Origin of the sequence: Xanthobacter luteus, from assembly GCF_040049235.1 — a bacterium.
In the GTDB taxonomy this organism is placed as follows: domain Bacteria; phylum Pseudomonadota; class Alphaproteobacteria; order Rhizobiales; family Xanthobacteraceae; genus Xanthobacter.
Genome location: NZ_JBDZDO010000005.1, coordinates 351,797 through 376,359, shown reverse-complemented (window position 1 = coordinate 376,359; position 24,563 = coordinate 351,797). Strand labels below are relative to the sequence as shown.

Sequence of the window (24,563 nt, the reverse complement as noted above, 5' to 3'; positions counted from 1 at the left end):
GACGCCATGAGGCAGTCCCGACCCCAATCCTGGGACCTGGAAACCGACGTTCTGGTGGTGGGCTTCGGCGCCGCCGGCGCGGTCGCCGCCGTCGAGGCCGCCGACCAGAGCGCGCGCGTGGTGCTGATCGAGAAGATGGCCTTCCCCGGCGGCCTCTCCATCGTCTCCGCCGGCGGCATCCGCGTCAGCGGGGACCGCGACGCGGCGCTCGCTTACCTTGAAGCCACCTGCGGCGGCCGCACGCCGGGCGACCTGCTGGCCGCGCTCGCCGACGGCATGGTGGAGGCCGAGACCTATCTGCGCGGCCTCGCCGCCGTCGACGGTGCGCGGGTGCGGGTGACCCCGGCGCTCGGCAATTATCCCCTGCCCGGCCACGAGGCGCTCGCTTATTGCGAGGTGGAGGAGGTGCCGGCGCTGGAGGCCGCGCCCTGCTTTCCCGAAGCCGGCGCGGTGAAGAACGGCACCCGCCTGTTCAAGGTGCTCGCCGACAACGTGGCGGCCCGGGGCATTTGCGTGATGATGGAGACGCCCGCGCGCCGGCTCGTCACCGACGCCGACGGCGCGGTGATCGGCCTTCTCGCCGAGCGCGCGGGCCGGCCCTTCGCCATCCGCGCTTATGGCGGGGTGATCCTCGCCTGCGGCGGATTCGAGGCGGACGGCGAGATGCAGCGCCAGTATTTCCAGAAGGGCGCGGTGCTCACCGGCTCGTTCCGCGGCAATACCGGCGACGGCATCCGCATGGCCCAGGCGGTGGGCGCCGACCTCTGGCACATGTGGCACTATCACGGGCCCTACGGCCTCGTGCATCCGGACCCGGACTATCCGTTCGGGCTCTATCTGAAGGCGGTGCCCATGTGGACGCCGGCCGCGACCGGCGCAGGCTCGCTCGGCGCCGCGACGCTCGGCACCGAGCCGGTGCCCGGCAAGGCCTCCGAGAAGGCGCTGCCGCGTCTTGCCTGGATCCTCGTCGACCAGACCGGGCGGCGCTTCATGGACGAATATCCGCCCTATCCCGGCGACACCGGCGTGCGCCCGTTCGATGCCTTCGACCCCAAGCGGCAGGGCTTCCCGCGCGACCCCGCCTTCATGATCTTCGACGAGGCCGGCCGGCGCATGTATCCGCTGGGGCGCCGCGTCCACAACGACCCGCACCCGCACCTCGGCTGGAGCGCCGACAACGCGGCGGAGATCGCCGCCGGCATCTTCCGCCGCGCGGACAGCCTCGATGAACTCGCCGGCCTGATGGGCGTGCCGCCCGCGCCCCTCAAGGAAACGGTGGAGGCCTGGAACGCCGGCGTGCGCGACGGCCGGGACGCGGCCTTCGGCCGGCTGCCGGAGACCATGGCGCCGATCGGCGAGCCGCCGTTCTATTTCGGCCGCGTGCGCCCGGTGGTGATCAACACCCAGGGCGGCCCGCGCCACGACGTGCAGCAAAGGGTGCTCGACCCGTTCGGCGCGCCGATCCCCGGCCTTTATGCGGCGGGCGAGCTCGGCAGCCTGTTCGGCCACATCTATATGAGCGGCGGCAACCTCGCCGAATGCATCGTCGGCGGGCGCACCGCCGGGCGGCAGGCGGCGCAGGCGCGCCTCAGCCGCGCGGCGGAATAGGCACGGCGGCGGCGGGCCTGCCTCAGGCTTCGGCCTGGCTGACGAACTTCACGTTCAGATAGGGCTCGATGCCTTCGGCGCCGCCCTCGCTGCCATAGCCGCTGTCCTTGACGCCTCCGAACGGCGTCTCGGGCAGGCCCAGGCCGTGATGGTTGAGGGAGACCATGCCGCTCTCGATCTCGGCGCCGAGGCGCGCGGCGGCGCGCTGCGAGCGCGTATAGGCATAGGCCGCGAGTCCATAAGGCAGGCGGTTGGCCTCGGCGATCGCCGCGTCCAGGGTCTCGAACGGGGCGATCAGCGCCACCGGCCCGAACGGCTCCTCATTGAGCAGGCGGGCGTCGGGCGGCAGATCGCTCACCACGGTCGGGGCGTAGAACCAGCCGCGATTCTCCCGCCGCGCGCCGCCGGTGAGGATGCGCCCGCCTTTGTCGCGCGCATCATCGAGGAACCCCTCCATGGCCTGTAGCCGGCGCGGATTGGCGAGCGGGCCCATGGTGGTGTCGGGATCGAGCCCGCTGCCGAGCCGGAGCGCCTCGGCGGCGGCGACGAAGCGCGCCACGAACGGCGCGTAGACCGCCTGCTCCACCAGGAACCGGGTCGGCGCGATGCACACCTGGCCGGCATTGCGGAACTTGCCGGCGGCGAGCACCCGCACCGCGGTGTCGAGATCGGCGTCCGCGCACACGATCGCCGGGGCATGGCCGCCGAGCTCCATGGTGGCGCGCTTCATGTGCGCGCCCGCCAAGGCGGCGAGCTGCTTGCCGACAACGGTCGATCCCGTGAACGAGATCTTCCGCACCAGCGGATGGGGCACCAGATAGCCCGATATGTCCGGCGGGTGCCCGTAGACCAGGTTCAGCGCGCCCGCGGGCAGGCCGGCATCGGCGAAGGCGCGCACCAGTTCGGCGCAGGAGGCCGGCGCCTCCTCCGGCCCCTTGAGGATCACCGCGCACCCCGCCGCCAGCGCCGCCGCGCTCTTGCGCGTTGCCTGGCTCACCGGGAAGTTCCAGGGCGTGAAGGCGGCGACCACGCCCACCGGCTCGCGCAGGGAGAGCTGGCGCACATGGTCGGCCCGCGCCGGGATGACCCGGCCATAGATGCGCGCCGCCTCGCCGGCGAACCACTGGATCACGTCCGCCGACAAGTGGACCTCGATGCGCGCCTCGGCCAAAGGCTTGCCCTGCTCCAGCACCATCAGCCGCGCCACGTCCTCGGCGCGCGCCCGCAGCAGCTCGGCGGCCTTCAGGAGCACGCCCGCGCGGGCGTGGGCGCTCTGCCGGCGCCAGGCGGCGAAGCCGTGCGCGGCGGCGGCGAGGGCGTCGTCGAGATCGGCGGTGTCGGCGAAGGCGCAGGTGCCGATCGCGTCCTCGGTCGCCGGGTTGAGGACGTCGAACGTGCGTCCCGCGCGCGCGCCGCGCCATTCCCCGCCGATGTGGAGCAGGACATCCCGATACATGATTGCGTTCCTTGATCCGCCGCGCCGGCGCGGGCCCGGCGAAGGCGGACGGCGGCGGGCGCAGACCCCGCCGCCCCTCCCGCCCGCGCCGGACCGCCTACTTCTTGGCCTGCAGGTTGTTCTCGAGGATCACCGCCCGCCAGCGATCCACCTCCTTGCGGTAGAAGGCGGCGAACTGGGGCGCGTCCATGGTCGAGGGCACCGAGCCCGACGCCTTGAAGAACTTGAGCATCGCCTCGGTCTTCAGCGCCTTGCGGATCTCGGCGTTGAGGAAGGTCAGCCGGTCCGCGGGGATGCCCTTGGGGCCGAAGATGCCGAACCAGGCGCTGACCTCGAAGCCGGGCAGGCCCATCTCGGGGGCGGAGGGCACGTCGGGCGTCACCGCCGAGCGCGTCGGCGTCGAGACCACGAGGCCGGTGAGCTTTCCGGAGGTGATGAACGGCGCGATGTTGGCCATGTCCATGATGACCATCTCGCAATCCCCCGCCATCACCGAGAGGATGCCGGGGCCGCCGCCCGGATACGGGATGATCTCGAACTTGGTCCCGCTCTCCTTGCGGAAGGCGGCGGTGGCGAGCTGGCTGCCGGTGCCGGAGGTGGCGGAATTGAGCTTGCCCGGATTGGCCTTCAGCTTGTCGACCAGCTCACCGAGCGTCTTGATCCCGGAATTGGGATTGACGGCCAGCGCGTAGGGCATGGCCATCACCTGGGAAATGGGCGTGAAGTCGGCGATGGGATCGTATTTGGCGTTGTTGAGCGTCGGGTTGACGCCGATCGCCATGGTGTCGATCAGGATCGTGTAGCCGTCCGGTTCGGACCGGCGCATATAGTCGACGCCGATCATGCCCGAGGCGCCCGGCTTGTTCTCCACCACCACCGTCTGCTTCATGCTTTCCTGCAGTTGCTGGGCCAGCAGGCGGGCGGTGCCGTCCATCGCGCCGCCGGGGGCGTAGGGGACGATCAGGCGAATGGGCCGGTCGGGAAATGATTGCGCCTTCACCGCGGCCGCCGGCGCCAGCGCGCAGGCCAGCACGGCCAAGGCGCCGAGCAGTGTTCTCCGCTCCATTAGGTTTCCTCCCTCTCTTGCAGGTGTCGGCCGACGCCGCGCCGGCGGTGGCCGGGCGCGGAGCAGGCTCGGGGTCAGGCGGCTTGCGGCCGCTCTTGGCCCTTGCCGGGCGATGTCAGGCGAACAGATTTTTCCGCGGCGTCGGATCGAGGTTGAAGAGCCGCGCGGCATTGAGGCCGAGGATGTTCTTCTTCGCCTGCTCGTCGATGAACGGAAGATCGCAGATCATCTGCGGCAGATCGAAGTCGAAATGAGGCCAATCGGACGAGAAGAGCAATTGCGTCTTGGCATTGATCATCTCGAAGGTGTTTTCCAGCGCTTTGGGATGCGTCGTCTCCATCGGCTGGGTGGTGTAGTAGCAGGTGTCGCGCATGTATTCGGACGGCATCCGCTTGAGCTGCGGGGCCTCGGACTGGCGCATCAGATACTGGTCGTCCAGCCGCTGCATCAGGAACGGCACCCAGGCAAGACCGCTCTCCACCCACAGCGTGTTGAGCTTGGGGAAGCGCTCCGGCAGGCCGTTGAGGATCCAGTTGGTCATGTGGATCATGTTGCACCACACGAACCCCAGAGAGTGCATCCCCAGGAACCGGTTCACGGTGGCGAGCGAAGGGTCCTGCCAGTGGTAGCCGGCATGGAAGGCGAGCGGCTTGCCGCGCTCCTCGATCATCCGGTAGAGGCGCATATAGTCGTTGTGGTGCACCGGCTTGGTGCGGGTGCTGGTGACGCAGAAGCCGATCACGCCCTTGTGGTCGCCGAACTCCTCCACCGCCCGCTCGGCCTCCTGCGGGGTGTTGAAGGGCAGATAGACGAGGGTCTTGATGCGGTCGTCGCCGGAAAGGATCCGGTCGGCTATCCAGCGGTTGTAGGCGCGGCCCAGCCACACCTCCATCTCGGGCTGCGGATGCATGCCGAGGAACAGCATGGGGGTCGGGAACACCACCATATTGTCCACGCCGAGCGAGTCCATGGCGCGGCGGGTGAGCACCACGTCGCGGTGCACGTCGGTCTCCGCCACCTTCTCGCGCTGGTCGTCCTGGTGCGGGATGCGCCCGCCCACCGACTGGTAGCGCAGGCCGAGGTCGCCGTTCAGGCCGTAAGGCGGGCCGCCGATGCGCTCCGCCTGGTAGCGCATGGCGTTGTCGCGGATCACCGGATCCTCGATGTACTGGACCACTTCCTTCCAGGACACGGTTTCCACGTGGTGGGCGTCGATGTCGACCACGAACCAGTCCTGCAGGCCGCGCAGGCGCGCGTTGCGCTTGGCGTGGGCGAGCACTTCGCGGGTGTCGGTATAGACATCGATCTGCTGGGTGGCCGCATAATTGGGGCCGAACTTGCCTTGGACGTTCATGGGCGGGGCCACCTTAGGAGATGTGTTCGTCGGGGCGGCGGCGATACCAGAGCGCCAGCTCCACCGGGCCGAGATGAAGCGCGCGCAGCATCTCGGACACCGCCGACAGCAGCTCGGTGGGGGTGAGCTCGGAATCGCGCGTGCCGAAGATGGGCGAGAAGGTGCGCTCCTCGCCGTCGGACTTCGCCACATAGAGCCGCACGGCGGCGGTCAGGATCTGCGCCACCGCCTCGTCGGAGATGCGGGCGGCGGCGCCGGTCTCCACCAGTTCGCGGGACGAGGCGAGCAGCTTGGGCGCGACGGCGTCGATCCAGGCATAGGCGTCGTTGCGGCGGTCGTCTTCAGGCGCGGACATAGATCTCTCCGTCTCGCACGATGAGCTCGGCCTTGCGCAGCCGCACGCGCTCATTGCCGGGATGCTTGCCGGTGCGGATGCTGAATTCGTAGCCGTGCCAGGGGCAGATGATGTGGTCTTCGCCCTCGTCGTAGGCCTGGGCACGCACCTGCCCGTCTCCGTCGACGGGCTCCAGCACGCGCTTCATGATGCGGCCTTGGCAGACCGGACCGGCGCGATGGGCGCACCGGTTGTGCCAGGCGTAGAATTCGCCTGCAATTCGAAAGACGCCGACTTCGGCTTCACCGCAGAGGACGACCTTCCGGTCGCCGTCCGCATAATCGTCGACCTTCCCTGCGCTGTACTCATTCATGACGTTTCCACCTGCCAATTCTTATGCTGCATTGCGGCGTCGAGGGCCGTCAGGGGCAATTGCGGCGTACAAAACCTTGCATCATCACAATCTGGATGATTGAACCCGAATTGTAATATGTCTAATATTAGTTTTCTGAAGGCGTGATATCCTGGGTGGATCACGGATGGACCTGAGACAGTTCCGGCAGTTCATCGCGGTCGCCGAGGAGCTCAGCTTCCGGCGCGCGGCGGAGCGCCTGCACATGGCCCAGCCGCCGCTGACCACGGCGATCCAGCGCATCGAGGAGGAGGTGGGCGCGCCGCTCATCGAGCGCACCAACCGCATCACCTGCCTCACCCAGGCGGGGGAGGTGTTCCTCGTGGAGGCGCGCCGCACGGTGCAGCAGGCCGAGCGCGCGGTGCAGGCGGCGCGGCGCGCCGCCAACGGCCTGAGGGGCTCGCTGCGGGTCAGCTTCGTGCCGAGCGCGGCGCGGGACATCCTGCCGCCGTTCCTGCGCCGCTTCCGCGAGGCCTACCCCGACGTGGAGCTGCAACTGCGCGAGCAGATGACGGCGCAGCAGGTGCGCAGCCTCAACCAGGACGAAGCGGACGTCGGCTTCGTCATCCCCCCGGTCGAGGCCGCCGACGGCCTCACCATCCGGCCGCTGACGAAGAGCGAGATGATCGCGGCTTTGCCGGAGGGCCACCGGCTGTGCGGCCTCGGCCAGGTGGCGCTCTCGCAGCTGAAGCAGGAGGCATGGGTGTGCATTCCCCCGCGCGAAGGCCCGGGCCTGCACCGCAGCATCCGCGAGGCGTGCTCGGCGGCAGGCTTCGCCCCGCTGATCATGCAGGAGGCGCAGCAGATGGACACCATCATCTCCCTGGTGGCCGGCGGCATGGGGGTCGCGCTGGTGACCAAATCGAGCGCCACCGTCGAGCGCAAGGGCGTGGTGTTCTGCCCGCTGACCGGCAAGGGCTCGCCGGTGACCTACGAGCTCGCCCTCGCCTACGGCCGCCGCACCCCGGTGCTCGACGCCTTCCTCGCCATGAGCGAGGCCCACTGGCCGCAGCCCCAGCCCGCTGCGGAGAGCGGGCCGTAAGGAGCGCCCGGCGCGCCGGTCCGGCGGCGTCCGCCGGGGTTCAGACCGCGAGGACCTGACGGATCCGCGCGCGCACCAGGTCGTTCGCGGCGACGCTGGCATCCCGCTCGAGCTTCACGTCATAGGCGATCTTGGCGGGGCGCAGCAGCACCACGATCCGATCGCCGATCTGCAGCGCCTCGTTGATGGAATGGGTGATGAACACCGCCGTCTTGCCGTTCTCGCGCACCAGGCGGGCGAACTCCTCGCGCAGACGGTTCGCGGTCATCTCGTCGAGCGCCGAGAACGGCTCGTCGCACAACAGGATGTTGGCGTTGGTGGCGAACGCCCGGGCGATCGAGACGCGCTGGCGCATGCCGCCCGAGAGCGCGTGCGGATAGTCGTTCTCGTGGCCGCCGAGGCCGAGCTTGGTGAGCCAGTGCTGCGCCGTGGCGAACCGCTCGGCCTTGGAGATGCCGAGCATCTCCAGGCCGAGCGCCACGTTCTCGATCGCCGTGCGCCAGGGCAGCAGCCGGTCGTTCTGGAACACGATGGCGATCTTGCCGCGGAACCAGTCGAACTGGCGGAACGGGTCGTGGCCGGACACCACCACCTGCCCCTCGCTCGGCTCCAGCAGGCCGGCGATCATGTTGAACATGGTGGACTTGCCGCAGCCGGTCTTGCCGAGGATCGCCACCAGCTCGCCGGCGCGGATCTCGAGGTTCAGATCGTCCACCGCGCGGAACAGCTCGCCGCTGCCGTGGCGGCCGAAGGTCTTGCTGACGTGATCGAAGCGGATCTCCACCGAAGCCGCGCCGGCGTCGTGGGTGAAGGGATCGGCGGCGGCGGTCATAGGGTGCGCTCCGAAACGGCCCGATAGCTGAAGAGCAGGGTTTCCAGGAGGGTGATCGCGTTCTGGACCAGGAGGACGAAGAACACGAGCTGCAGCGTCCAGGCGAGCGCGCCGGCCATGTCGAACAGCTGCTGCTGCTGCAGCAGCTCGTAGCCGACGCCGCCGGTGGCGCCCACCAGCTCGGCCACCACCACCACGCGCGAGGCGTTGCCGAGATTGACCTTCCAGGCGGTGAAGATGTCCGGCAGGATCGCCGGCACGATCATGGTGCTGAACAGCTGCACGCGCGAGGGCCGGAAGCTCATCACCATCTCGGTGAGGTCCTTCGACATCGCCCGCAGGGCGCCGAGCACCTGGAAGGTGAAGGCCGGCAGCGTGGTGAGCACCATGATGAAGAAGATGCGGAACTCGATGCCGTGGAACCAGATGATGGCGAACACCACCCAGGACAGCGCCGGGATGCCCTGGAAGAAAGCAAGGATCGGCGACAGGAAGCGGTCCACCGCCTGCGAGCGCGCCATCAGCACCGCCAGCAGGGCGCCGATCGCGAACGCCCCCGCGAGCCCGGCGAGGATGCGCCACACCGTGGCGAGCACGTTCGCGAACTGGCTCCAGTGGGTGAATATCTCGATGCAGCGCCAGAACACGTCCACCAGCGAGGGGAACAGATAGGGCGGGAAGAACTGCGCCGCGATCTGCCACAGCGCGATCAGCAGCGCGAACGGCGCGGCCATGCGCACCGCCCCGCCGATGACCGAGACGACCGCCAAAGACGACGCCTGCGCCGCCGGCGTGCGAACGTTCACCGCTTGCCTCCCTCGAAAATGGTCGCCGACGAAGGCGCGCCGGGCAGGAAGGCGATGCTGCGGCCGGCCTCGTAGACGGCGTTGATCTCCTTCTTGACGTCGGAGGCCCAGACCACGTTCAGGCCGAGCCGGTCGTTGGCGCGGATCAGCTGGGCGAGCGCCGCCTGGTCCTCGGGCGTGCCGCGCGGCGCGATCAGCTTGGCGGCCGCGTCGGGATTGGCCTGAACCCAGGCGGCGGCGTCCTTGTAGGCGGCATAGAGCTTGGGAACCATCGCCTGGTTCTGCGCCACCCAGTCGGAATGGGCCGCCACGCCGAGATAGGGAATGCTGGTGGACTTGGCGAACGCCTTCCAGCTGTCGATGATCTTCAGGTCGAGGGTCTGGATCGACGGCTTCTTCGACAGCAAGGTGGTGTAGGCCGGCTCCCACAGCTGCACCGCGCTCGCCCGGTCGGCCAGCGCGTAGCCCACGAGGCCCGGGGTCGCGGTGTTGACCACCGAGATCTTGGAGGTGTCGACCCCCTGGCGGCGCGCCAGCCAGTCGAACATCACAAAATTGGTCGTGCCCTTGGCGGCGGCGAGGTCCTTGCCCTCGAGGTCCTTCAGGGTCTTGACGTCCGGCCGCGAGGTCACCACCCCGCCCCAGAAATCGAACAGGTTGAACAGATAGGTGACCTTCACGCCGCGCAGGTCGGCGAGCCCCACGGTGAGCAGCGCCGCGCTGCCGCCCACCTTGTACTCGCCCGAATTGAACTGGGCGGTGTAGGCGTCCGGCGTGCGCTCGGCGAAGGTGAGGTCGAGGCCGTGCTTCTCGTCGTATTTCTGCGCCTTGATCACCGGCGGCAGGAAGGCGCCCAGCGAGGGGGGCCCGAACACCACGATCGAGAGCTTCTCCAGGGTCTGGGCGTGGGCGGTGGGCACCGCCGCCGCCATGAAGGCGGCGAGGGCGGCGGCGGCTTTGGTGGCGACCACGGTCTTCATGGGCGTTCCTCCTTCGGTTCTGTTTCTTGCGTCTTGTTCCGTGTCCGGCCCGGCCCGGCGCGCCGCAGCAGATCGAGGACGGCGTCCGCGAACGCGTCGCCCGCCTCCACCGCCGAGAGGTGCGCCCCCTCGACCGCGCAGACATCCGCCCCGGCAATGGCGGCGGCGATCTCCTCCCCGCGCGCCGGCGGGGTGGAGGGATCGTGGCGGCCGACGATCACCCGCGTCGGGCAGGCGACGGCGCCGAGCTCCGCGAGAATGTCTTCGGACGCGAGCACCTCGCAGCAGCTGGCATAGCCCTCGCCGGAGACGGCGCCGATCGCCGCGCCGATCTGCGCGACCCGCTCGGGCCTTGCGGCGCGGAACGCGGGGGTGAACCAGCGCTCCAGCGTCGGCGCCACCAGCGGGGCAAGGCCATCGGCGCGCGCCGCGCGCGCGCGGTCGCGCCACATGGCGGCGGGGGGAAAGCTTGCCGCGGTGTTGGCGAGCACCAGGCCGGCGACCCGCTCCGGCGCGTCGATGGCAAGCCGCATGCCGGTGAAGGCGCCGAGCGACAGGCCGCAGATCACCGCCCGGTGGATCCCCGCAGCGTCCATCACCGCCGCGAGGTCCGCCGCCAGCAGCGCCAGGCTGTAGGGGCCGGCAGGCGCATCGGAGCGGCCGTGGCCGCGCGTGTCGTAGCGCACCAGCCGCGCGTGGGGCGCGAGCCGCGCCGCAACCTCGTCCCACATGCCCATGTCGGCGGCGAGCGAATTGCTGAACACCACCGTGGGCACGCCTTCGGTGCCCGCGGCGCCATCGATGCGGACGGCGAGCCGCACGCCCGGCTCGGCTTCCACGTGGCGCACCTCTGGGATCGACGCTTCCATGGGCCTACTCCGCTGCGCCGAGGGCGGCGCCGCCCTCGAACTCCTTGCGCAAGGCCGTGAAGAACCGGCCGACGAGATGCTTTGAGACGCTGCCGAGGATGCGCTGGCCGACCCCCGCCACGAGGCCGCCCACCTCCCCCGCCCCCTTGTAGACGAGCAGCGAGCCGCCCTCCGTCGGCGTGATCTCGAAGCGCGCCGTGCCGGAGCCGTGGCCGAGCGAGCCGGAACCCGACACGCTGATGTGGCAGGTCCTCGGCGGGGTCTTGTCGCTGAGCGCGATCTCGCCTTCGAACGAGCCGCCGACCGCCGCCACGCGCAGCTGCATCTCCACCGTGTAGGCGTCCGGCCCGGTCTCGGTCATGGTCTTGCAGCCGGGAATGCAGCGCGTGAGCACCGCCGGATCGTTGAGCGCCTGCCACAGGCGCTCGGGATCGGTGGCGATGGTCTCGGAGCCTTCGAGGTCGATCTTCATCGCGGCCTCCGCCTCACAGGCCGAACAGGCGCTGGGCCAGCCCGCCATTGATGGAGGCGCGCTCGGCGTCGGAGAACGGCGTCTCCTCGACGATCCGCAGCGGCGCCAGGTCGCCGATGGGGAACGGCATGTCCGAGCCCATCATGATGCGCGCCGCGCCGACCATGTCGGCGAGGTAGCGCAGCGTGCGCGGGTCCTGGACGATGGTGTCGTAATAGAGCGCGGCGAGCGCGGCGTCGGGATCGCCCAGCGACTTGTCGAGCGCGTAGTTCCGGCGCAGCCGGCCGACGATGTAGGGCAAGGCCGCGCCGCCGATGCCGGCGACGATCTTGGCCTTGGAATAGCGCGTCACGTGGCCGGCATAGATCAGCCGCGAGAGGGCGATCAGCGTGTCGGTGATGCGCCCCACCGCATTGGCCATGCCGTAATCGTGCACCCGGTCGTCGCCGCTCTCGAACACCGGATGGATGAACACCGCCGCGCCGAGTTCGTCGGCGGCCTCCCAGAACGGCGTCAGCGTTGGATCGTCGAGCACCCCGCCCTTGCCCTTGGGCTGGGTGCCGATCATGGCGCCGCGGAAGCCGGCGGCATGGGCCTCGCGCAGCACCTCGGCGGCGCGCGCGCCGTCCTGCAGGGGCACGCTGGCGAGCGGGATGAAGCGCGGCTCGGCCTTGGCGGCGGCGGCGAGGTGCGCGTTGGCGAGCCGCGCCCAGGCGGCGCCCTCCTCCGCCGGCAGCTCGTTGCCGAACATGTCGAGCCAGCCGCCCACGATCTGGCGCTCGATCTTCTGCTCGTCCATCCACTTCAGCCGCGCGGGGATGTCGCTCAGCGGCTTGGAAACCGGCCGGGTGGGCTTGCCGCCGGCGAACGCGAAGCCGAGGCTCGCGCCGTCCTCGATCAGGCGCACGGAGGGGAACTTCCCGGCATCGGCCCGGATGGCGTCCAGCAGGCTCGGCGGCACGAGATGGGCATGGCAATCGATGATCATGAGGTCGTCTCTTCGCTGGAACGGACACGGGCGGCGGCGACGGCGTCGCTGATGGCGGAAATGCGGATGGGCAGCTTGTCGAAGAAGAGGCCGAGGTCGGCGACGGCGTCGTTCAGGGCGCCGGAGATGGCCGCCGGGGCGCCGAGATAGCCGCTCTCGCCCGACCCCTTCTGGCCGAACACGGTGAAGGGCGAGGGCGTGCAATGGTGGACGATCTCCACCTTCGGCACCTCGTGGGAGGACGGCAGCAGGTAGTCCATGAAGCTCTGGGTGAGCATCTGGCCCTCCTCGTCGTAGACGAACTCCTCCAGCAGCGCGGCGCCGAGGCCGTGGGCGATGCCGCCGAGCGTCATGCCCTTGACGATGTGGGGATTGATCACCGTGCCGCAGTCGTGGCCGATCACGTAGCGGCGGATCTCCGGCTTGCCGAGCACCGGGTCGAGCGCCACCAGCACCAGGTGGAACTCGAACGAATGGCAGGGATACATCTGCACCCGCCCGTCCTTCGGCAGGCTGGTGCCGGTGGGCACCTGCATCACGTGGGTGGTCCCCAGGCCCGGCTCGGTGTCGGGCGGCAGGAGGTGGAAGTTGCGGTGGGCGATGTTCACCAGCGCGGCCCAGTCGAGCGCCTTGCCGCCGGCCTCGGCGCCGACGCTGCCGCCGTGGTAGCGCGCCGCCTCCGGGGCGAGGCCCAGATTGTGGGCGCCGATGCGCAGCAGCTTCGCCTTCAGCTTCTGCGCCGCGTGGAAGCAGGCGCCGCCCATCATGATCGCCATGCGGCTGCCCACCGGCGTGTTGGAGGGCAAGCAGGCGAGCGAATCCGGCCGCACGACGCGGATCAGGTCTGGGTCGATCTCCAGCACCTCCGCCACCACGGTGGCGGCCAGCGTCTCGTGCCCCTGCCCCGATGAGGTGGTGTGGATGGTGACGGCGACGCAGCCGGTCCCGTCCACGTTGATGCGCACCGATTCCATCCAGGTGGTGGTCTGGTTCTTCTCGTTGAGCAGCGGCTCGAAGGCGGAATTGCCGCCGCTCGGCTCCAGGCACGCGGCGATGCCGATGCCGGCGAGCATCCCGTCGGCGCGCAGCCGGTCGCGCTCGGCGAGCAGGGCGGCGTAGTCCACGTGCGCCAGCACCTTGTCGACCACCGTGTGGTAGTCGCCGCTGTCGTAGCGGGTGCCGCTCGGGATCAGATAGGGGAATTCCTCCTTGCGGATGAAGTTGCGCCGGCGCACCTCGATGCGGTCGAGGCCGCAGGCCCGCGCCACCTGGTCGAGGGCGGTCTCGATGGCATAGTTGGTGGGCGACTGGCCGAAGCCGCGCACCGCCTCCTGCACCGCCTTGTTGGTGGTGACCGACTGCGCGCGGTAGGCGACGCTCTCGATCTTGTAGGGGCCGACGATGGCGCCGATGGGCTTGCCGAGCTGGAACGGCGCGCGGCCCGCATAGGCCCCGGCATTGTCCAGCGCCCGCAGCTTCATGGAGCGCACGATGCCGGCGTCGTCGAACGCCACGTCCACGTCGAAGATGCGCTCGGGACCGTGCGCGTCGCCGCCGCGCATGTTCTCCAGCCGGTCCTCCAGGAGCCGCACCGGGCGCCCCAGCCGGCGCGCGAGGTGCGCCGCCAGCACCGTGTGCTTGATGCCGCGCTTGACGCCGTAGCTGCCGCCCACGTCCACGTCGTGGTGGACGCGCACATTGTTGGCCGGGATGCGCAGCGCGCGGGCGATCTGGTCGGGATATTTGGGCATCTGGATCGAGGCCCACACGTCCAGCATCTCGGCCCAGGGATCCCAGGAGGCGACGACGCCGAAGGTCTCGATCGGCACCGTCGAATTGCGGCCCCAGGTGACGCGGAAGGAAAGCCGGCGCGGGCTCTCGGCGAAATGCCGGTCCACCTCGCCCCACACGAACGGCTTGTCGAGCAGCACGTTGGAGCCGTGCGCGGGGTGAACCGGCGGGCTCGACGGGTCGAGCGCCTCCTCCGCATGGGTGAGATACGGCAGGCGCTCGTAGCTCACCCTCACCTTCTCGCAGGCGTCCTCGGCCAGGGCGCGGCTGTCGGCGACCACGGCGGCGACCCATTCGCCGGCATAGCGCGTCTGCCCGACCGCGAGCGGGAAGCGGCGCACGTTGGGCGTGTCGAGGCCGTTCATGAGCGGGTCGGTCGCCCCCGCCAGCTCCTCGCCGGTGAGCACATAGTGGACGCCCGGCAGGGCGAGCGCCGCCGACGGGTCGATGGCGAGGATCCGGGCGGCGGGATGCTGGGCGCCGAGGATCGCCACGTGCACCATGCCGTCGAGGGCGATGTCGGCCACATAGCGCCCGTGCCCGGCCACGAAGCGGCGGTCCTCGCGCACCCTTCGGTTGGCGGAGACGAAGCGGAAGGGGGCGGCCCCGGCGTTCATGGGCGGCCTCCGGCCAGGGCGCGCGGTGCGTTCGCCTGGCGCAGGCGCTCGGCCGCAAGCTCCACCGCCTCGACGATCTGGCCGTAGCCGGTGCAGCGGCAGATGTTGCCGGAAATCGCCTCGACGATGTCGGCGCGGGTGGGTTCGGGGTTGGCCTCGAGCAGCGCATGCGAGGCCAGGATCATGCCCGGCGTGCAGAAGCCGCACTGCAGGCCGTGGGTCTCGCAGAAGGAATCCTGCAGCACGCTGAGCTCGCCCGCGGCGGGCGCGAGCCCCTCGATGGTGGTGATGTCGAGCCCGTCCGCCTGCACCGCGAACATGAGGCAGGAGCGCACGGGGGCGCCATCCACCAGCACCGTGCAGGCGCCGCACACGCCGTGCTCGCAGCCGGCATGGGCGCCGGTGAGGCGAAGCTCCTCGCGCAGCGTGTCGAGCAGCGTCTTGCGCGGCTCGACGTCCACCTCGCTTACCGCCCCATTGACCTGCAATGCGACCTTCATCGGCCGGCTCCTTTTTCCTGTGCGTCCGCCAGAGCGTCGCCGATCGCCCGGGCGCCGAGCAGGACGGCGACGCGGCGGCGATAGGCGGCGCTGGCGTGAAGATCGGAGGTGGGCTCCAGCGCCGCGGCGGCGGCCTCCACCGCCTGCGCCACCCGATCGCCGTCGAGGCGCGCGCCGACGAGGCCGGCGACGTCGAGCCTCACCGGGCGGTCGCCCACGCCGCCGATGCCGAGCGCGATGCGGGTGCACCGCCCGTCCGGGTCGAGCGCCACCTGCGCGGCGGCGGAGACGAAGGCGAAGTCCGAGCGCCGCGCGCTCACCTCGTGGAAGCCGACGCCGACGCGCGGCTCGTCCCAGATCGGGAAGCGCACGTGGGTCAGGAGGCCGGCCTCCGGGGCGGCGGTGAGCATGGGGCCGATGAAGAAGTCGTCGGCCGGCATCTCGGACCGGCCGCCTTCGTCCTCGGTGACGATCTCGGCTTCGAGGGTGACGGCCACCAGCGGGATCTCGGCGGAGGGGTCGGCATTGGCGAGCGAGCCGCCCACGGTGCCGCGGTTGCGCGTCGGCGGATGGCCGACCCACGGCAAGGCGGCGGCGAGCAGCGGCAGCCGGCTCGCCACCAGGGCCGAGCGCTCGGCGTCCACCTGGCGTGTGGTGGCGCCGATCACCAGCGCGCCATCCTCCTCGACGATGCCGGCGAGCGCCGGCAGGCGCAGGATGTCCACCAGGACCGTCGGGCGCGCGAGGCGCATGGCGAGCATGGGCACCAGCGTCTGCCCGCCGGCCACCACCCGCGCATCCGGGCTCGCGGCGAGCACCGCGCAGGCTTCAGCCACGGAGCCGGGCCGAACATAGGCGAAAGGGGCCGGTTTCATGCGGAAATGTCCTCGTTCGCGGACAGGTCGCGGAGCACGGGGGCGCCGCCGGGCTCAGCCCAGCAGCAGGCCCGCGACGGCGGGCGACAGGACCGAAACCGTCTGGGTCTTCAAGAGCGGCCCGCCGGCCTCGCTCGCCGCCTTCACCGCCTTCCAGCCGGCGTCGGCGCCGAAGGAGGCCCAGGCGGCGACGCGGGCCTGCTCGCTCTCGAAGCGGGTGAGATAGGTGAGGCGCCCATCCTCCTCGGGCGCGACGAACACGCCCAGAAGGTCGATGCCATGGCCCGGAAGGCGCGGCACCACTTCATCCTTGAACCGCTGGCGCATCGCCTCGGCCTTGCCGTCGGCGGCCTCGTACACGCGGATCTCATAGATCATCGGAGCCTCCCTTGATGGCTTCTGACGCGCCAATTGGGGAAACGATACAGAGACAAATGCACGGGAGTCAATTATTGAGCTAACTCATTCTGAGATTTTGACCCATATTTTATGATGCAATGCGGCATCGCCATGGTGTGCCTGACGTTTTTCGCAGGGCGGCGCGCGTCCGGTGCCGGTGCCTTTCAGCGTTGCACCGCAACAGGAGCCAAAAAAGGGGACGCCCGTCAAATCGCATTGCTTCAATTTTCAAATTGTACTATTCGAGTCCTGTCCTCGTCAGGTTGACCATGTCCGATTGGCTTCCCTCACTTCCCCTCGGGCCGGGCCCGCGCTACCTCGCCATCGTCGACCTGCTCGAGGCCGACATCGCGGCGGGGCGGGTCAAGCCGGGGGCGCGGCTTCTGCCCCAGCGGGATCTGGCCGAGCGGCTGGGCCTCAGCGTCGGCACCGTCTCGAAGGCCTATGCCGAGGCCGAGCAGCGCGGCCTGATCTCCGGCGAGGTGGGACGGGGCACGTTCGTCCAGCGCCGGCGCCAGCCGCAGCGCGCCGAGGTCCAGGGGGTGAACCTCGCCCTCAACGTGCCGCCCGCCACCGGCGAGGCGGACCTGATCGCGGCGGTGGTGGCCGAGATCGCCGCCGAGGCCGACATGGACCGGCTGCTGAGCTATCTGCCGCACCAGGGACGGCGCGACCACCGGGAGGCGGTGGCGCTCTGGCTCGGCGCCCACGGCATGGAGGCGGAGCCCGACCAGATCTTCATCACCCACGGCGCCCAGCACGCGCTCTCCATCGCCATGACCATGGTGGCGTCGCGCGGCGACACGGTGCTCACCGAGGCCCTCACCTATTCCGGCACGCTCTCGCTCGCCACCCAGATGGGCTACCGCCTGCATGGCGTCGCCATGGACCGGGAGGGGCTCCTGCCCGCCGCCCTCGACAAGGCGTTCACCGAGACCGGCGCGCGGGTGCTGTACTGCATGCCGACGCTGCAGACCCCCACCGGGACGGTGCTGCCGGCCGAGCGGCGCGCGCAGATCGCCGAGATCGTCCGCCGCCACGACGCCTATGTGGTCGAGGACGACGCCTATGCCTTCCTGATGCCGACGCCGGTCGTGCCGCTCGCCGCGCTGGTGCCGGAGCGCGCCTTCTACGTCGTGAGCTTCGCCAAGTGCCTCGCGCCCGGCCTGCGCATCGGCGCCATGATCGCCCCCGACAGCTTCCGCGACCGCTGCATCAACGGCCTCAGGGCGAGCGGATGGATGGCGGTGCCGCTGATGGCCGAGGTGGTCGCCCGCCTGATCCACACCGGCGGCCTCGCCAATCAGGCGGCCCTCAAGCAGGAGCAGGCGGCGCTGCGCAACAAGATCGCCCGCCGGCTGCTGGCGGGGCTGCTGCCGGAGATCCCGGCGCCGCCCGGCTTTCATCTGTGGCTGCCGCTGCCCATGGGGCGCACCTTGCCGGCGCTGATCGCCCAGGCGGGCCAGCGCGGGATCACGCTCGCCCCGCCCGGCAGCCTGCGGCCCAACGACCCGACGACCCAGGGGGTGCGCGTGTGCCTCGGCGCGGCGGCGAGCCTCGCGCAGCTGGAGGACGGCCTGAAGGACCTGCGCCGCATCTTTGAGGAAGCGGAAGCCATCTCCTTCGTCTGAGCGGGCCGCGCGCGCGATCCGGTGCCAAGATCCGCCAGGTCTGCCGATCATGAAACCCGCGGCTTTGCTCGCGGTTCTCCTATGGCCGAAGGTCTTGGGCCTCGTCGCCGGCTCAGTTCGACGGCCTGTAGGGGCCAAGCGCCTTGAGCGCCTGATCGCGGAAGGTCAAGTTCACGACCTTTGAGACATCCACTCGCGATTCCAAGTACTTCTGAGACTGGTAGAAGGCCACGTCCTTCCTGAGGCTGTCCTCGTTGATTGCGCCGTCGGGATTGATGCCGCTGGGCACGATGGCCTGGTAGAGCGCCTTGTCCTTGATCTTGGTGTTCGCGATCAGGATGGCGATCACCTCATCCCCAGCGGGGCCCGCGAAGTGCCCGTCCTTGAGCGCATCATTGTAGATGCGCGCGCCCTTGAGGTAGGCGACCATGAAGCGCGCCGCCACGTCGGGACGCTTCGCGATGAAGTCGCCGCCGTAGAGAAGAACGGCGACCTGCTGGTTGGGATACACCTTCGAGTCGATCATGCGGACGGCGTGCCCGCCCAACACCGCCTGGGACGCGGACGGCTCCGCCGTGACCGCCGCATCCACCGCCTTGTTGGCGAGGGCGGACACCTGCTGAGGGTAGCTGATATAGACGTGCTCCACGTCGCCGAAGGATAGGCCGGCGCTCTTCAGCGCTTCGTTGAGCAGCGAGGACTGCGCCCCGCCCTGCCCCGCCTCCGCGACCTTCAGGCCCTTCAGATCGGCATAGGTCTTCACCCTGCCGCTGTCGACGAGGTCCTTGCGCACGATGATCGGAACATATTCGTGGCCGGGCGGGGTCGAGCCCCGGTCGGCGACGATCTGGATGTTGATGCCGCGGCCGACGGCGTTGAAGAGACCGGCGGAAGACGCGCCGCCGGCAACGTCGATTTGGCCCGCGCCGAGGGGCGCGATCATCTTCGGTCCGGCGTCGAACGCGATGAACTCGACCTTGATGCCCGCCTCGCCGAAAAACCCCTTGGTCTCGGCGATGAAGAAGGGCGCATCGCTGACCACGCCGTTGATGCCGATCTTCACCACGTCGGGCGGCGCGCTTCCCTTCGCGCTTTGGGCCAGGACCCCGGTCGTGCAGGCCAGGATGATTGCGGTCGCAACTGTGCCGGCAGTCAGTGTCACGTCCTTACCTCCCGTATTATTTTTCTAGCTTGATCGGGCTTCAGGTTAGCAAGCGCATTCCATCGCAGATAATAATGTTGAATTATACGATGCATCTGTGATGGCTATGGAAGCAGTCGTGGACCTTCGTCAGATCCAGTATTTCCTCTGCCTCTATGAGGAGGGCTCGGTCACTCGCGCCGCGCGCCGCCTGAACATCGTCCAGCCGGCCCTGAGCACCCAGCTTGCCAAACTTGAGCAGGAGCTCGGCGACAAGCTGTTCGACCGCAGCCCCAAGGGCATCATCCCCACCCCCGCGGGCCAGCTCCTGCATCGGCTCTACAAGCCCATCGTGCGCGATTTCGCCGAGGCCTACGAGCAGATGGTGAACCGCACCGGCATCGTGTCCGGGCGCGTGGCCATCGGCGTGATCCCATCCCTGACCGCCAGCACGCTGGACATTTCGCTGGCGCGCTTCACGAGCCAGCACGCCGACGTCGAGGTCTCCGTGGTCGAGGGCTACTCGACCACGCTCACCGAGTGGCTGCGATCGGGCGCGGTGGACGTCATCATCGTCAACAAGATGCCCGGGCTTCAGGACCTGGAAGTCGAACACCTGCTCGACGAAGACCTCATGCTGGTCGCGCCGCAAAGCGGGCACCGGCCGTCGGGACCCGTCAGGTTCAAGGATGCGGCGGCGATGCAGCTCGTCATTCCGCCGCGGCCCCAGGGATTGCGCAACGTGATCGATGTCGCGGCCGAGACCGCCGGGATCAAGCTCGTCCCGCGCATCGAGATCGACGCCCTGTACACGATCCAGGCCTTCCTGAAGCGGACGACCGGCTATGTCTCCATGCTGCCGCCCCTCGCCATCCTGCCGAGCCTGCGCGACGGCACGCTCCACGTCCAACCCATCTTCGGGCCGCGGATCACGCGCCAGATCGTCTGCGCCCGGAGCCCGGGGCGCCCATTCAGCCTGGCCGCGCGCAAGCTGATCGACATGATCGCGGCAGACTTGCGGGAAGCGGGCATCGGCCCCCAGCCTGCCGCGCAGCCACACGCCCATCTATCTAACTGATCTACATCATACATATACATTATTTGAATTTATGATTTTTGCGCCCAACCCTGGATCCTGATGTCCGCGGGCAGCGCTGCTCAAGAGCCCGCATTCTTACGCCCATTTGGGCGGCGCAGGGCCTAAGTCAATTTCGAGTCCAAGCGGGCCGAGCGGAGTTCGCGGATGAATGTTCAAGATCGCCCGTCCGTTCAGCCGATCCCCCAAAGGCGAAGGCTCCGATCATGCGGCGGCGCGGCGGGATGGGTGCGCTGGCCAATTCGCCCCGCCTGGCGATCGCCAGGCCCGGGGTGGAGCCGAGGCACCAGCTGGCGGACATCGCCGCTCTGCGGGACGGCCGGACGGCCACGCTGTTTCCGCAGCCCGGCGGTCCTTGCATCCCCGTGGTGTCGGGGCTGACGTCCGCTGCCAGATCAACAAGGTCACGCTCGGCGCGCCGGCGCCCGCGCCGGCGATATAGTTGACGTCGCAACGTTGATATGGCAACAAAATCGCAAAGACGCCGCCGTGCGCGGCGACAGAACAAGAACCGCCCTTCGGCCGCGCGCGCGGCCGGCCTGCGGCGCAAGCTGGGAAGAACCGCCATGTTGGAAGCCCCCCGTGGCGCGCCCGCCACATCCGACATCGATCCGTTCTCGGACGCCTATCTGGGCGACCCCTACCCGTTCCACCAGCAGCTGCGCGACGCGGGGCCGGTGGTCTGGCTCGCGCAATGGCAGGTGTTCGCGGTCGCCCGCGCCGCCCCGGTGAAGGCGGTGCTCGGGGACTGGGAGACCTTCTGCTCGGGCGCCGGCGTCGGCCTCGCGAATTTCAAGGTCGAAACGCCCTGGCGCACGCCCAGCCTGCTGCTGGAGACCGACCCGCCGGACCACACGCGCAACCGCGCGGTCATCGGCCGCGCGCTCTCCCCGGCCTCGCTGCGGGGCCTCAAATCCAGCTTCGAGAGCGCGGCCGAGGAACTGGTCGCGGCGCTGCCCGACGGCGCCGATTTCGACGCCGTGCCGCTGCTCGCCGAGGCCTTCCCGCTCAAGGTCTTCGCCGACGCGGTCGGGGTCCCCGCGGAGGGCCGCCGCCACCTGCTCGCCTATGGCAACATGGTGTTCAACGCCATGGGCCCGCGCAACGAGCGGTTCGAGCGCGCCATGGCCCATGCGGCGCAGGTGGTCCCCTGGATCGAGCGCGCCTGCCAGCGCGACGTGCTCACGCCGTCCGGCCTCGGCGCCCAGATCTACGCCGCGGCCGACGAGGGCGCGGTGAGCGCGCGCGAGGCCGCGCTGATCGTGCGCTCCTTTCTCTCCGCCGGCGTCGACACCACCGCGGCCGGCATCGCCAACGCGCTCTACTGCTTCGCCCGCAATCCCGACCAGTGGGCGCGCGTGCGCGCCGATCCGGCCTTGGCGCGCGCCGCCTTCGAGGAGGTGCTGCGCTTCGAATCGCCGTTCCAGGCGTTCTTCCGCACCACCACCCGCGAGGTGGAGCTGGAGGGAACGGTCCTGCCCGCCGAGGCCAAGGTCCTGGTGCTGATCGGCGCCGCCAACCGCGATCCGCGCCAGTGGGAGGACCCCGACCGCTTCGATGTGAAGCGCAAGACGCTCGGCCATGTGGGCTTCGGCTTCGGCATCCACGGCTGCGTCGGCCAGATGATCGCCCGCATGGAGGTGGAGGCGGTGCTCGCCGCGCTCGCGCGCCGGTTCGAGCGGATCGCCCTCGCCGGCCCGCCCACCGCGCTGATCCACAACACGCTGCGCAGCTTCGTGCGCCTGCCGTTGCGGCTCGGAAGCTGAGCGGGAGGCCAATTCGTGCGGATCATCTTCCTTTATTGCGACGGTCGCGAACAGAGCATCGACGCGCCGGCCGGCGCCACCCTGATGCAGGCCGCGGTCGCCGCCGGCGTCGAGGGCATCCTCGCGGAATGCGGCGGATCGGCCATGTGCGCCACCTGCCACGTCTATCTCGATGCGCCGTTCGCGCACCTGGTTCCCCCCGTCAACGCGGTGGAGCACGAGATGCTCGAGTCCACCGCGTCGGAGCGCCGTCCCACCAGCCGCCTGAGCTGCCAGGTGACGCTCACGCCGGAGCTCGACGGGCTCAGGGTCGCGCTGCCGCACACCCAGGTCTGAGCGATGGCCGCCCGCGTCGATCGTCACCGTCGGCGCCCCCCGGCGGTTCCCCGGCATGACGCGGCCGCCGCCCTCACCCGCGCTTGCGCCGCTCCACGCGCGCGGCGGCATCGACCTGCGGCTCGAACGGCGCGAGCTTCGGATCATAGGCGTTCACGAGCGGAATCTGGGACCGGATCTTGCGCAGCGCCAGGACCAGGCCCTCGACCTCGTCCGTCGTCAGGCACGACAGGAGCCGCGTCTCGCGCTCCAGCGCCACGTCGATGATGCGGTCGTGCAGGTCGTCGCCCGCCGCGGTGAGCGCCAGGCTGCGGGAGCGGTTGTCCAGCGGGTCGTCGGTCATCGCCACGAGGCCGCGGCGTTCGAGCGTCTGCAGGCTCCGGCTGACGGCGGCCTTGTCGAGGCCAACCGCCGCGCAGATCTGGTTGGCGCTGATGTCGGGCATAAGCGCCAGGACGGCGATGACGCGCCACTCGGTAATCCCGACGCCGAAGTACTTCAGATAGGTTTGGGATGCCCCCCGCGACAGGCGGCTGGAAATATTCGTGAAGAAATAGGGGACATGACGATCGAGGTCGAGAAGCCGACGCCCTGTGCGCTTCTTGCTCGATTTCGGCTTGGCCATCGGAGAGGCGCCATAATTCAGTGCAATGGAATCAGCGGGATTTAGCGCATACGAACGCATGGAGGCAAGCGCCAATTCCGAGAACAGATAAAATACAGTTCGACCGAAGTCGACCTCGGCCAAGCAAAAGCGCGCGCCGTCGGAGGGGATCAACAATGGACGCCGAAGGCGTCCGGCCTCGGGCGCGATCCGGCCCGATCGAATCCATTGGATCGGTGACATGCCCGCTCGATCGAGGAGAGCGAACGCGTCGCCCGATCAGCTTGCGGCGCGAGCCGATCGGCGCCTGCCCTAGGGGAGGAAGGGCGATCAAAGTGTCTGCGAAGGCGAGGGCCGCACCGGCAATGGGCTCTCGGCCGGCTTCACGCCGCGGCGGCCGGCGCCGAGGGCCGCCCGTCCCCACGGGCTCACACGTAGCAGGGGCCCTCGATCAGCGGGTGGGCGGCAAGGAACGCCTCGTCCACCTCGATGCCGAGCCCCGGCCCCTCGCGGCAGGTCACCGTGCCGTCGGGCGACAGGTGGTAGGGCAAGCCGCAGACCTCGTCCCGGAACGGGTTGTGGTGCGCCACGTCGCCCTCGAAATAGCCCGGATTGTCCACCGCGCACATGAGGTGCAGGGTCGCCACCATGTTGATGCCGGTGGCGGAGGTGTGCGGGTTCACCGACAGCTTCCAGGCGGAGGCGAGCACCGCGATGCGGTGGCATTCGGTGATGCCGCCCGCCTTGGAGAGATCCGGCTGCACGAAGGCGACCGCGCCATCCGCGATCAGGCGGGTGAACTCGAAGCGGGTGTAATGGTTCTCGCCCGCCGCCAGCGGCACCCGGCCGAGCTTGGCGAGATCCTGATAGCTGCGATAGTCCTGCGGCGGGAACGGCTCCTCGAACCAGCCCACGTTCGCCGCCTCGTAGGCCGGCATCACCCGCCGGGCATGGTCGGGGGTGCAGCCGGTGTTGCCGTCCACCAGGATGTCCACCTCCGGCCCCACGGCGGCGCGCACCGCCTCCATGCGGGCGATGTCGCGGGCGGGGGCGTCGCCGCCGCGCAGCTTCAGCGCCGTGTAGCCCTGCGCCACATAGCTCTGCGCCTCCTCGGCGAGCCCCTTGGGGTCCTGCCAGCCGAGCGAGATGCCGCCGGCATAGGCCTTGATCGGCTTCGGCGCGCCGCCGAGCAGGCGGTGGACCGGCTGGCCCATCGCCTTGCCGCGGATGTCCCACAAGGCGATGTCGAGCCCGCTCAGCGCCATGGCGGCGGCGGCGCCCATGCCGTGGCTCGCCAGCTGCATGCGGTAGACCTTCTGCCACACGCCCACCACGTCGAGCGCATCCATGCCGAGCACCAGCTCGGACAAAGTGGTGTCGATCAGCTTTGCCACCGCGCCGGGGCAGCGGCCGTGATGGGCCTCGCCCCAGCCCACCACGCCCGCGTCCGTCTCCACCCGCACCAGCACCGCGTCGCGCTTGACCGCGCGGCCGATCCCGAGGGTGACCTTCTTGCCCTCGGGCACACGGAACGAGATCGGGACGGCTCTGATGGAAGCGATGCGCATGGGGCTCTCGGTCTTGGAAG

The 24,563-nt window shown here is 69.7% G+C and carries 24 protein-coding genes; 6 read left to right on the top strand and 18 right to left on the bottom strand.

Features of this window, described 5'->3' with window-relative positions; translation table 11 throughout:
* Window positions 1–6 precede the first annotated feature (6 nt).
* Window positions 7–1,608, top strand: a complete 1,602-nt coding sequence (locus tag ABLE88_RS17175; RefSeq protein WP_348832909.1) for an FAD-dependent oxidoreductase — start codon at window positions 7–9, stop codon at window positions 1,606–1,608.
* A gap of 22 nt (window positions 1,609–1,630) precedes the next feature.
* On the opposite strand, the gene ABLE88_RS17170 is transcribed toward ABLE88_RS17175, so the two are convergent.
* The 5 genes from ABLE88_RS17170 to ABLE88_RS17150 all read right to left on the bottom strand — a co-directional run bounded on the left by ABLE88_RS17170 (window position 1,631) and on the right by ABLE88_RS17150 (window position 6,191).
* The gene (locus ABLE88_RS17170; protein WP_348832908.1) at window positions 1,631–3,064 is read right to left on the bottom strand and encodes an NAD-dependent succinate-semialdehyde dehydrogenase; all 1,434 of its coding nucleotides are present in this window, start codon (window positions 3,062–3,064) and stop codon (window positions 1,631–1,633) included.
* Window positions 3,065–3,161: 97 nt separating this feature from the next.
* Window positions 3,162–4,130, bottom strand: a complete 969-nt coding sequence (locus tag ABLE88_RS17165; protein WP_348832907.1) for a Bug family tripartite tricarboxylate transporter substrate binding protein — start codon at window positions 4,128–4,130, stop codon at window positions 3,162–3,164.
* A 115-nt stretch (window positions 4,131–4,245) separates the two neighbouring features.
* Window positions 4,246–5,484 carry an amidohydrolase family protein gene (locus ABLE88_RS17160; protein ID WP_348832906.1) on the bottom strand — a complete coding sequence of 413 codons (1,239 nt, stop codon included), beginning with the start codon at window positions 5,482–5,484 and terminating at the stop codon, window positions 4,246–4,248.
* 13 nt (window positions 5,485–5,497) lie between these two features.
* Complete coding sequence (locus ABLE88_RS17155) at window positions 5,498–5,839, bottom strand: hypothetical protein (protein ID WP_348832905.1); 342 nt, start codon at window positions 5,837–5,839, stop codon at window positions 5,498–5,500.
* Window positions 5,826–6,191 (bottom strand): Rieske (2Fe-2S) protein, encoded by a 366-nt coding sequence (locus tag ABLE88_RS17150; protein WP_348832904.1) that lies wholly within the window; start codon window positions 6,189–6,191, stop codon window positions 5,826–5,828. The genes ABLE88_RS17155 and ABLE88_RS17150 overlap by 14 nt, the downstream gene beginning before the upstream one ends.
* Window positions 6,192–6,357: 166 nt before the next feature.
* Here ABLE88_RS17150 and ABLE88_RS17145 point away from each other — a divergent pair, with 166 nt between their 5' ends.
* Window positions 6,358–7,272, top strand: a complete 915-nt coding sequence (locus tag ABLE88_RS17145; protein WP_348832903.1) for a LysR family transcriptional regulator — start codon at window positions 6,358–6,360, stop codon at window positions 7,270–7,272.
* 40 nt (window positions 7,273–7,312) lie between these two features.
* Here the strand turns inward: ABLE88_RS17145 and ABLE88_RS17140 are convergent, their stop codons facing one another.
* The 10 genes from ABLE88_RS17140 to ABLE88_RS17095 are packed head-to-tail and all read right to left on the bottom strand — an operon-like array spanning window position 7,313 to window position 16,380.
* Complete coding sequence (locus ABLE88_RS17140) at window positions 7,313–8,104, bottom strand: ABC transporter ATP-binding protein (protein ID WP_348832902.1); 792 nt, start codon at window positions 8,102–8,104, stop codon at window positions 7,313–7,315.
* Complete coding sequence (locus ABLE88_RS17135; RefSeq protein WP_348832901.1) at window positions 8,101–8,910, bottom strand: ABC transporter permease; 810 nt, start codon at window positions 8,908–8,910, stop codon at window positions 8,101–8,103. Before ABLE88_RS17135 ends, ABLE88_RS17140 begins: the two co-directional genes overlap by 4 nt.
* Window positions 8,907–9,890: an ABC transporter substrate-binding protein gene (locus tag ABLE88_RS17130; RefSeq protein WP_348832900.1), complete on the bottom strand. Its 984-nt coding sequence runs from the start codon at window positions 9,888–9,890 to the stop codon at window positions 8,907–8,909. Before ABLE88_RS17130 ends, ABLE88_RS17135 begins: the two co-directional genes overlap by 4 nt.
* Entirely contained in the window at window positions 9,887–10,759 is an 873-nt protein-coding gene (pcaD, locus tag ABLE88_RS17125; protein ID WP_348832899.1) for a 3-oxoadipate enol-lactonase, read from the bottom strand. Before pcaD ends, ABLE88_RS17130 begins: the two co-directional genes overlap by 4 nt.
* Window positions 10,760–10,763: 4 nt before the next feature.
* Window positions 10,764–11,231 carry an SRPBCC family protein gene (locus tag ABLE88_RS17120; protein WP_348832898.1) on the bottom strand — a complete coding sequence of 156 codons (468 nt, stop codon included), beginning with the start codon at window positions 11,229–11,231 and terminating at the stop codon, window positions 10,764–10,766.
* A gap of 13 nt (window positions 11,232–11,244) precedes the next feature.
* Complete coding sequence (locus ABLE88_RS17115) at window positions 11,245–12,219, bottom strand: amidohydrolase family protein (protein WP_348832897.1); 975 nt, start codon at window positions 12,217–12,219, stop codon at window positions 11,245–11,247.
* Entirely contained in the window at window positions 12,216–14,627 is a 2,412-nt protein-coding gene (locus tag ABLE88_RS17110) for a xanthine dehydrogenase family protein molybdopterin-binding subunit (RefSeq protein ID WP_348832896.1), read from the bottom strand. The genes ABLE88_RS17115 and ABLE88_RS17110 overlap by 4 nt, the downstream gene beginning before the upstream one ends.
* Entirely contained in the window at window positions 14,624–15,127 is a 504-nt protein-coding gene (locus tag ABLE88_RS17105; RefSeq protein ID WP_348832895.1) for a (2Fe-2S)-binding protein, read from the bottom strand. Before ABLE88_RS17105 ends, ABLE88_RS17110 begins: the two co-directional genes overlap by 4 nt.
* The gene (locus tag ABLE88_RS17100; protein WP_348832894.1) at window positions 15,124–16,002 is read right to left on the bottom strand and encodes an FAD binding domain-containing protein; all 879 of its coding nucleotides are present in this window, start codon (window positions 16,000–16,002) and stop codon (window positions 15,124–15,126) included. The genes ABLE88_RS17105 and ABLE88_RS17100 overlap by 4 nt, the downstream gene beginning before the upstream one ends.
* 54 nt (window positions 16,003–16,056) lie before the next feature.
* Window positions 16,057–16,380 (bottom strand): NIPSNAP family protein, encoded by a 324-nt coding sequence (locus ABLE88_RS17095; protein ID WP_348832893.1) that lies wholly within the window; start codon window positions 16,378–16,380, stop codon window positions 16,057–16,059.
* Window positions 16,381–16,670: 290 nt separating this feature from the next.
* Here ABLE88_RS17095 and ABLE88_RS17090 point away from each other — a divergent pair, with 290 nt between their 5' ends.
* Window positions 16,671–18,032, top strand: coding sequence for an aminotransferase-like domain-containing protein (locus ABLE88_RS17090; RefSeq protein WP_348832892.1), 1,362 nt, complete (start codon window positions 16,671–16,673; stop codon window positions 18,030–18,032).
* A gap of 112 nt (window positions 18,033–18,144) precedes the next feature.
* On the opposite strand, the gene ABLE88_RS17085 is transcribed toward ABLE88_RS17090, so the two are convergent.
* Window positions 18,145–19,194 carry an ABC transporter substrate-binding protein gene (locus tag ABLE88_RS17085; protein ID WP_348832891.1) on the bottom strand — a complete coding sequence of 350 codons (1,050 nt, stop codon included), beginning with the start codon at window positions 19,192–19,194 and terminating at the stop codon, window positions 18,145–18,147.
* Between the two features lie 118 nt (window positions 19,195–19,312).
* Between ABLE88_RS17085 and ABLE88_RS17080 the strand changes: the two genes are divergently transcribed.
* From ABLE88_RS17080 to ABLE88_RS17070, 3 genes are all read left to right on the top strand, one after another.
* On the top strand, window positions 19,313–20,251 hold the full coding sequence (locus ABLE88_RS17080; RefSeq protein ID WP_348832890.1) for a LysR family transcriptional regulator: 939 nt from the start codon (window positions 19,313–19,315) through the stop codon (window positions 20,249–20,251).
* Window positions 20,252–20,835: 584 nt separating this feature from the next.
* The gene (locus ABLE88_RS17075) at window positions 20,836–22,035 is read left to right on the top strand and encodes a cytochrome P450 (RefSeq protein WP_348832889.1); all 1,200 of its coding nucleotides are present in this window, start codon (window positions 20,836–20,838) and stop codon (window positions 22,033–22,035) included.
* Between the two features lie 15 nt (window positions 22,036–22,050).
* Window positions 22,051–22,371: a 2Fe-2S iron-sulfur cluster-binding protein gene (locus tag ABLE88_RS17070; protein ID WP_348832888.1), complete on the top strand. Its 321-nt coding sequence runs from the start codon at window positions 22,051–22,053 to the stop codon at window positions 22,369–22,371.
* 73 nt (window positions 22,372–22,444) lie between these two features.
* Here ABLE88_RS17070 and ABLE88_RS17065 read toward each other — a convergent pair whose 3' ends face one another.
* Entirely contained in the window at window positions 22,445–23,218 is a 774-nt protein-coding gene (locus tag ABLE88_RS17065) for a MarR family winged helix-turn-helix transcriptional regulator (protein WP_348832887.1), read from the bottom strand.
* A gap of 185 nt (window positions 23,219–23,403) precedes the next feature.
* Window positions 23,404–24,543 carry a mandelate racemase/muconate lactonizing enzyme family protein gene (locus ABLE88_RS17060; RefSeq protein ID WP_348832886.1) on the bottom strand — a complete coding sequence of 380 codons (1,140 nt, stop codon included), beginning with the start codon at window positions 24,541–24,543 and terminating at the stop codon, window positions 23,404–23,406.
* Between the last annotated feature and the right edge of the window lie 20 nt (window positions 24,544–24,563).

What these genes read in the sequence shown, in the direction of transcription:
- ABLE88_RS17175 (WP_348832909.1), top strand. Translation starts at nt 7, where the DNA reads ATGAGGCAGTCCCGACCCCAATCCTGGGACCTGGAAACCGACGTTCTG.
- ABLE88_RS17170 (WP_348832908.1), bottom strand. Translation starts at nt 3,064, where the DNA reads ATGTATCGGGATGTCCTGCTCCACATCGGCGGGGAATGGCGCGGCGCG.
- ABLE88_RS17165 (WP_348832907.1), bottom strand. Translation starts at nt 4,130, where the DNA reads ATGGAGCGGAGAACACTGCTCGGCGCCTTGGCCGTGCTGGCCTGCGCG.
- ABLE88_RS17160 (WP_348832906.1), bottom strand. Translation starts at nt 5,484, where the DNA reads ATGAACGTCCAAGGCAAGTTCGGCCCCAATTATGCGGCCACCCAGCAG.
- ABLE88_RS17155 (WP_348832905.1), bottom strand. Translation starts at nt 5,839, where the DNA reads ATGTCCGCGCCTGAAGACGACCGCCGCAACGACGCCTATGCCTGGATC.
- ABLE88_RS17150 (WP_348832904.1), bottom strand. Translation starts at nt 6,191, where the DNA reads ATGAATGAGTACAGCGCAGGGAAGGTCGACGATTATGCGGACGGCGAC.
- ABLE88_RS17145 (WP_348832903.1), top strand. Translation starts at nt 6,358, where the DNA reads ATGGACCTGAGACAGTTCCGGCAGTTCATCGCGGTCGCCGAGGAGCTC.
- ABLE88_RS17140 (WP_348832902.1), bottom strand. Translation starts at nt 8,104, where the DNA reads ATGACCGCCGCCGCCGATCCCTTCACCCACGACGCCGGCGCGGCTTCG.
- ABLE88_RS17130 (WP_348832900.1), bottom strand. Translation starts at nt 9,890, where the DNA reads ATGAAGACCGTGGTCGCCACCAAAGCCGCCGCCGCCCTCGCCGCCTTC.
- pcaD (WP_348832899.1), bottom strand. Translation starts at nt 10,759, where the DNA reads ATGGAAGCGTCGATCCCAGAGGTGCGCCACGTGGAAGCCGAGCCGGGC.
- ABLE88_RS17120 (WP_348832898.1), bottom strand. Translation starts at nt 11,231, where the DNA reads ATGAAGATCGACCTCGAAGGCTCCGAGACCATCGCCACCGATCCCGAG.
- ABLE88_RS17115 (WP_348832897.1), bottom strand. Translation starts at nt 12,219, where the DNA reads ATGATCATCGATTGCCATGCCCATCTCGTGCCGCCGAGCCTGCTGGAC.
- ABLE88_RS17110 (WP_348832896.1), bottom strand. Translation starts at nt 14,627, where the DNA reads ATGAACGCCGGGGCCGCCCCCTTCCGCTTCGTCTCCGCCAACCGAAGG.
- ABLE88_RS17105 (WP_348832895.1), bottom strand. Translation starts at nt 15,127, where the DNA reads ATGAAGGTCGCATTGCAGGTCAATGGGGCGGTAAGCGAGGTGGACGTC.
- ABLE88_RS17100 (WP_348832894.1), bottom strand. Translation starts at nt 16,002, where the DNA reads ATGAAACCGGCCCCTTTCGCCTATGTTCGGCCCGGCTCCGTGGCTGAA.
- ABLE88_RS17095 (WP_348832893.1), bottom strand. Translation starts at nt 16,380, where the DNA reads ATGATCTATGAGATCCGCGTGTACGAGGCCGCCGACGGCAAGGCCGAG.
- ABLE88_RS17090 (WP_348832892.1), top strand. Translation starts at nt 16,671, where the DNA reads ATGTCCGATTGGCTTCCCTCACTTCCCCTCGGGCCGGGCCCGCGCTAC.
- ABLE88_RS17075 (WP_348832889.1), top strand. Translation starts at nt 20,836, where the DNA reads ATGTTGGAAGCCCCCCGTGGCGCGCCCGCCACATCCGACATCGATCCG.
- ABLE88_RS17065 (WP_348832887.1), bottom strand. Translation starts at nt 23,218, where the DNA reads ATGTCACCGATCCAATGGATTCGATCGGGCCGGATCGCGCCCGAGGCC.
- ABLE88_RS17060 (WP_348832886.1), bottom strand. Translation starts at nt 24,543, where the DNA reads ATGCGCATCGCTTCCATCAGAGCCGTCCCGATCTCGTTCCGTGTGCCC.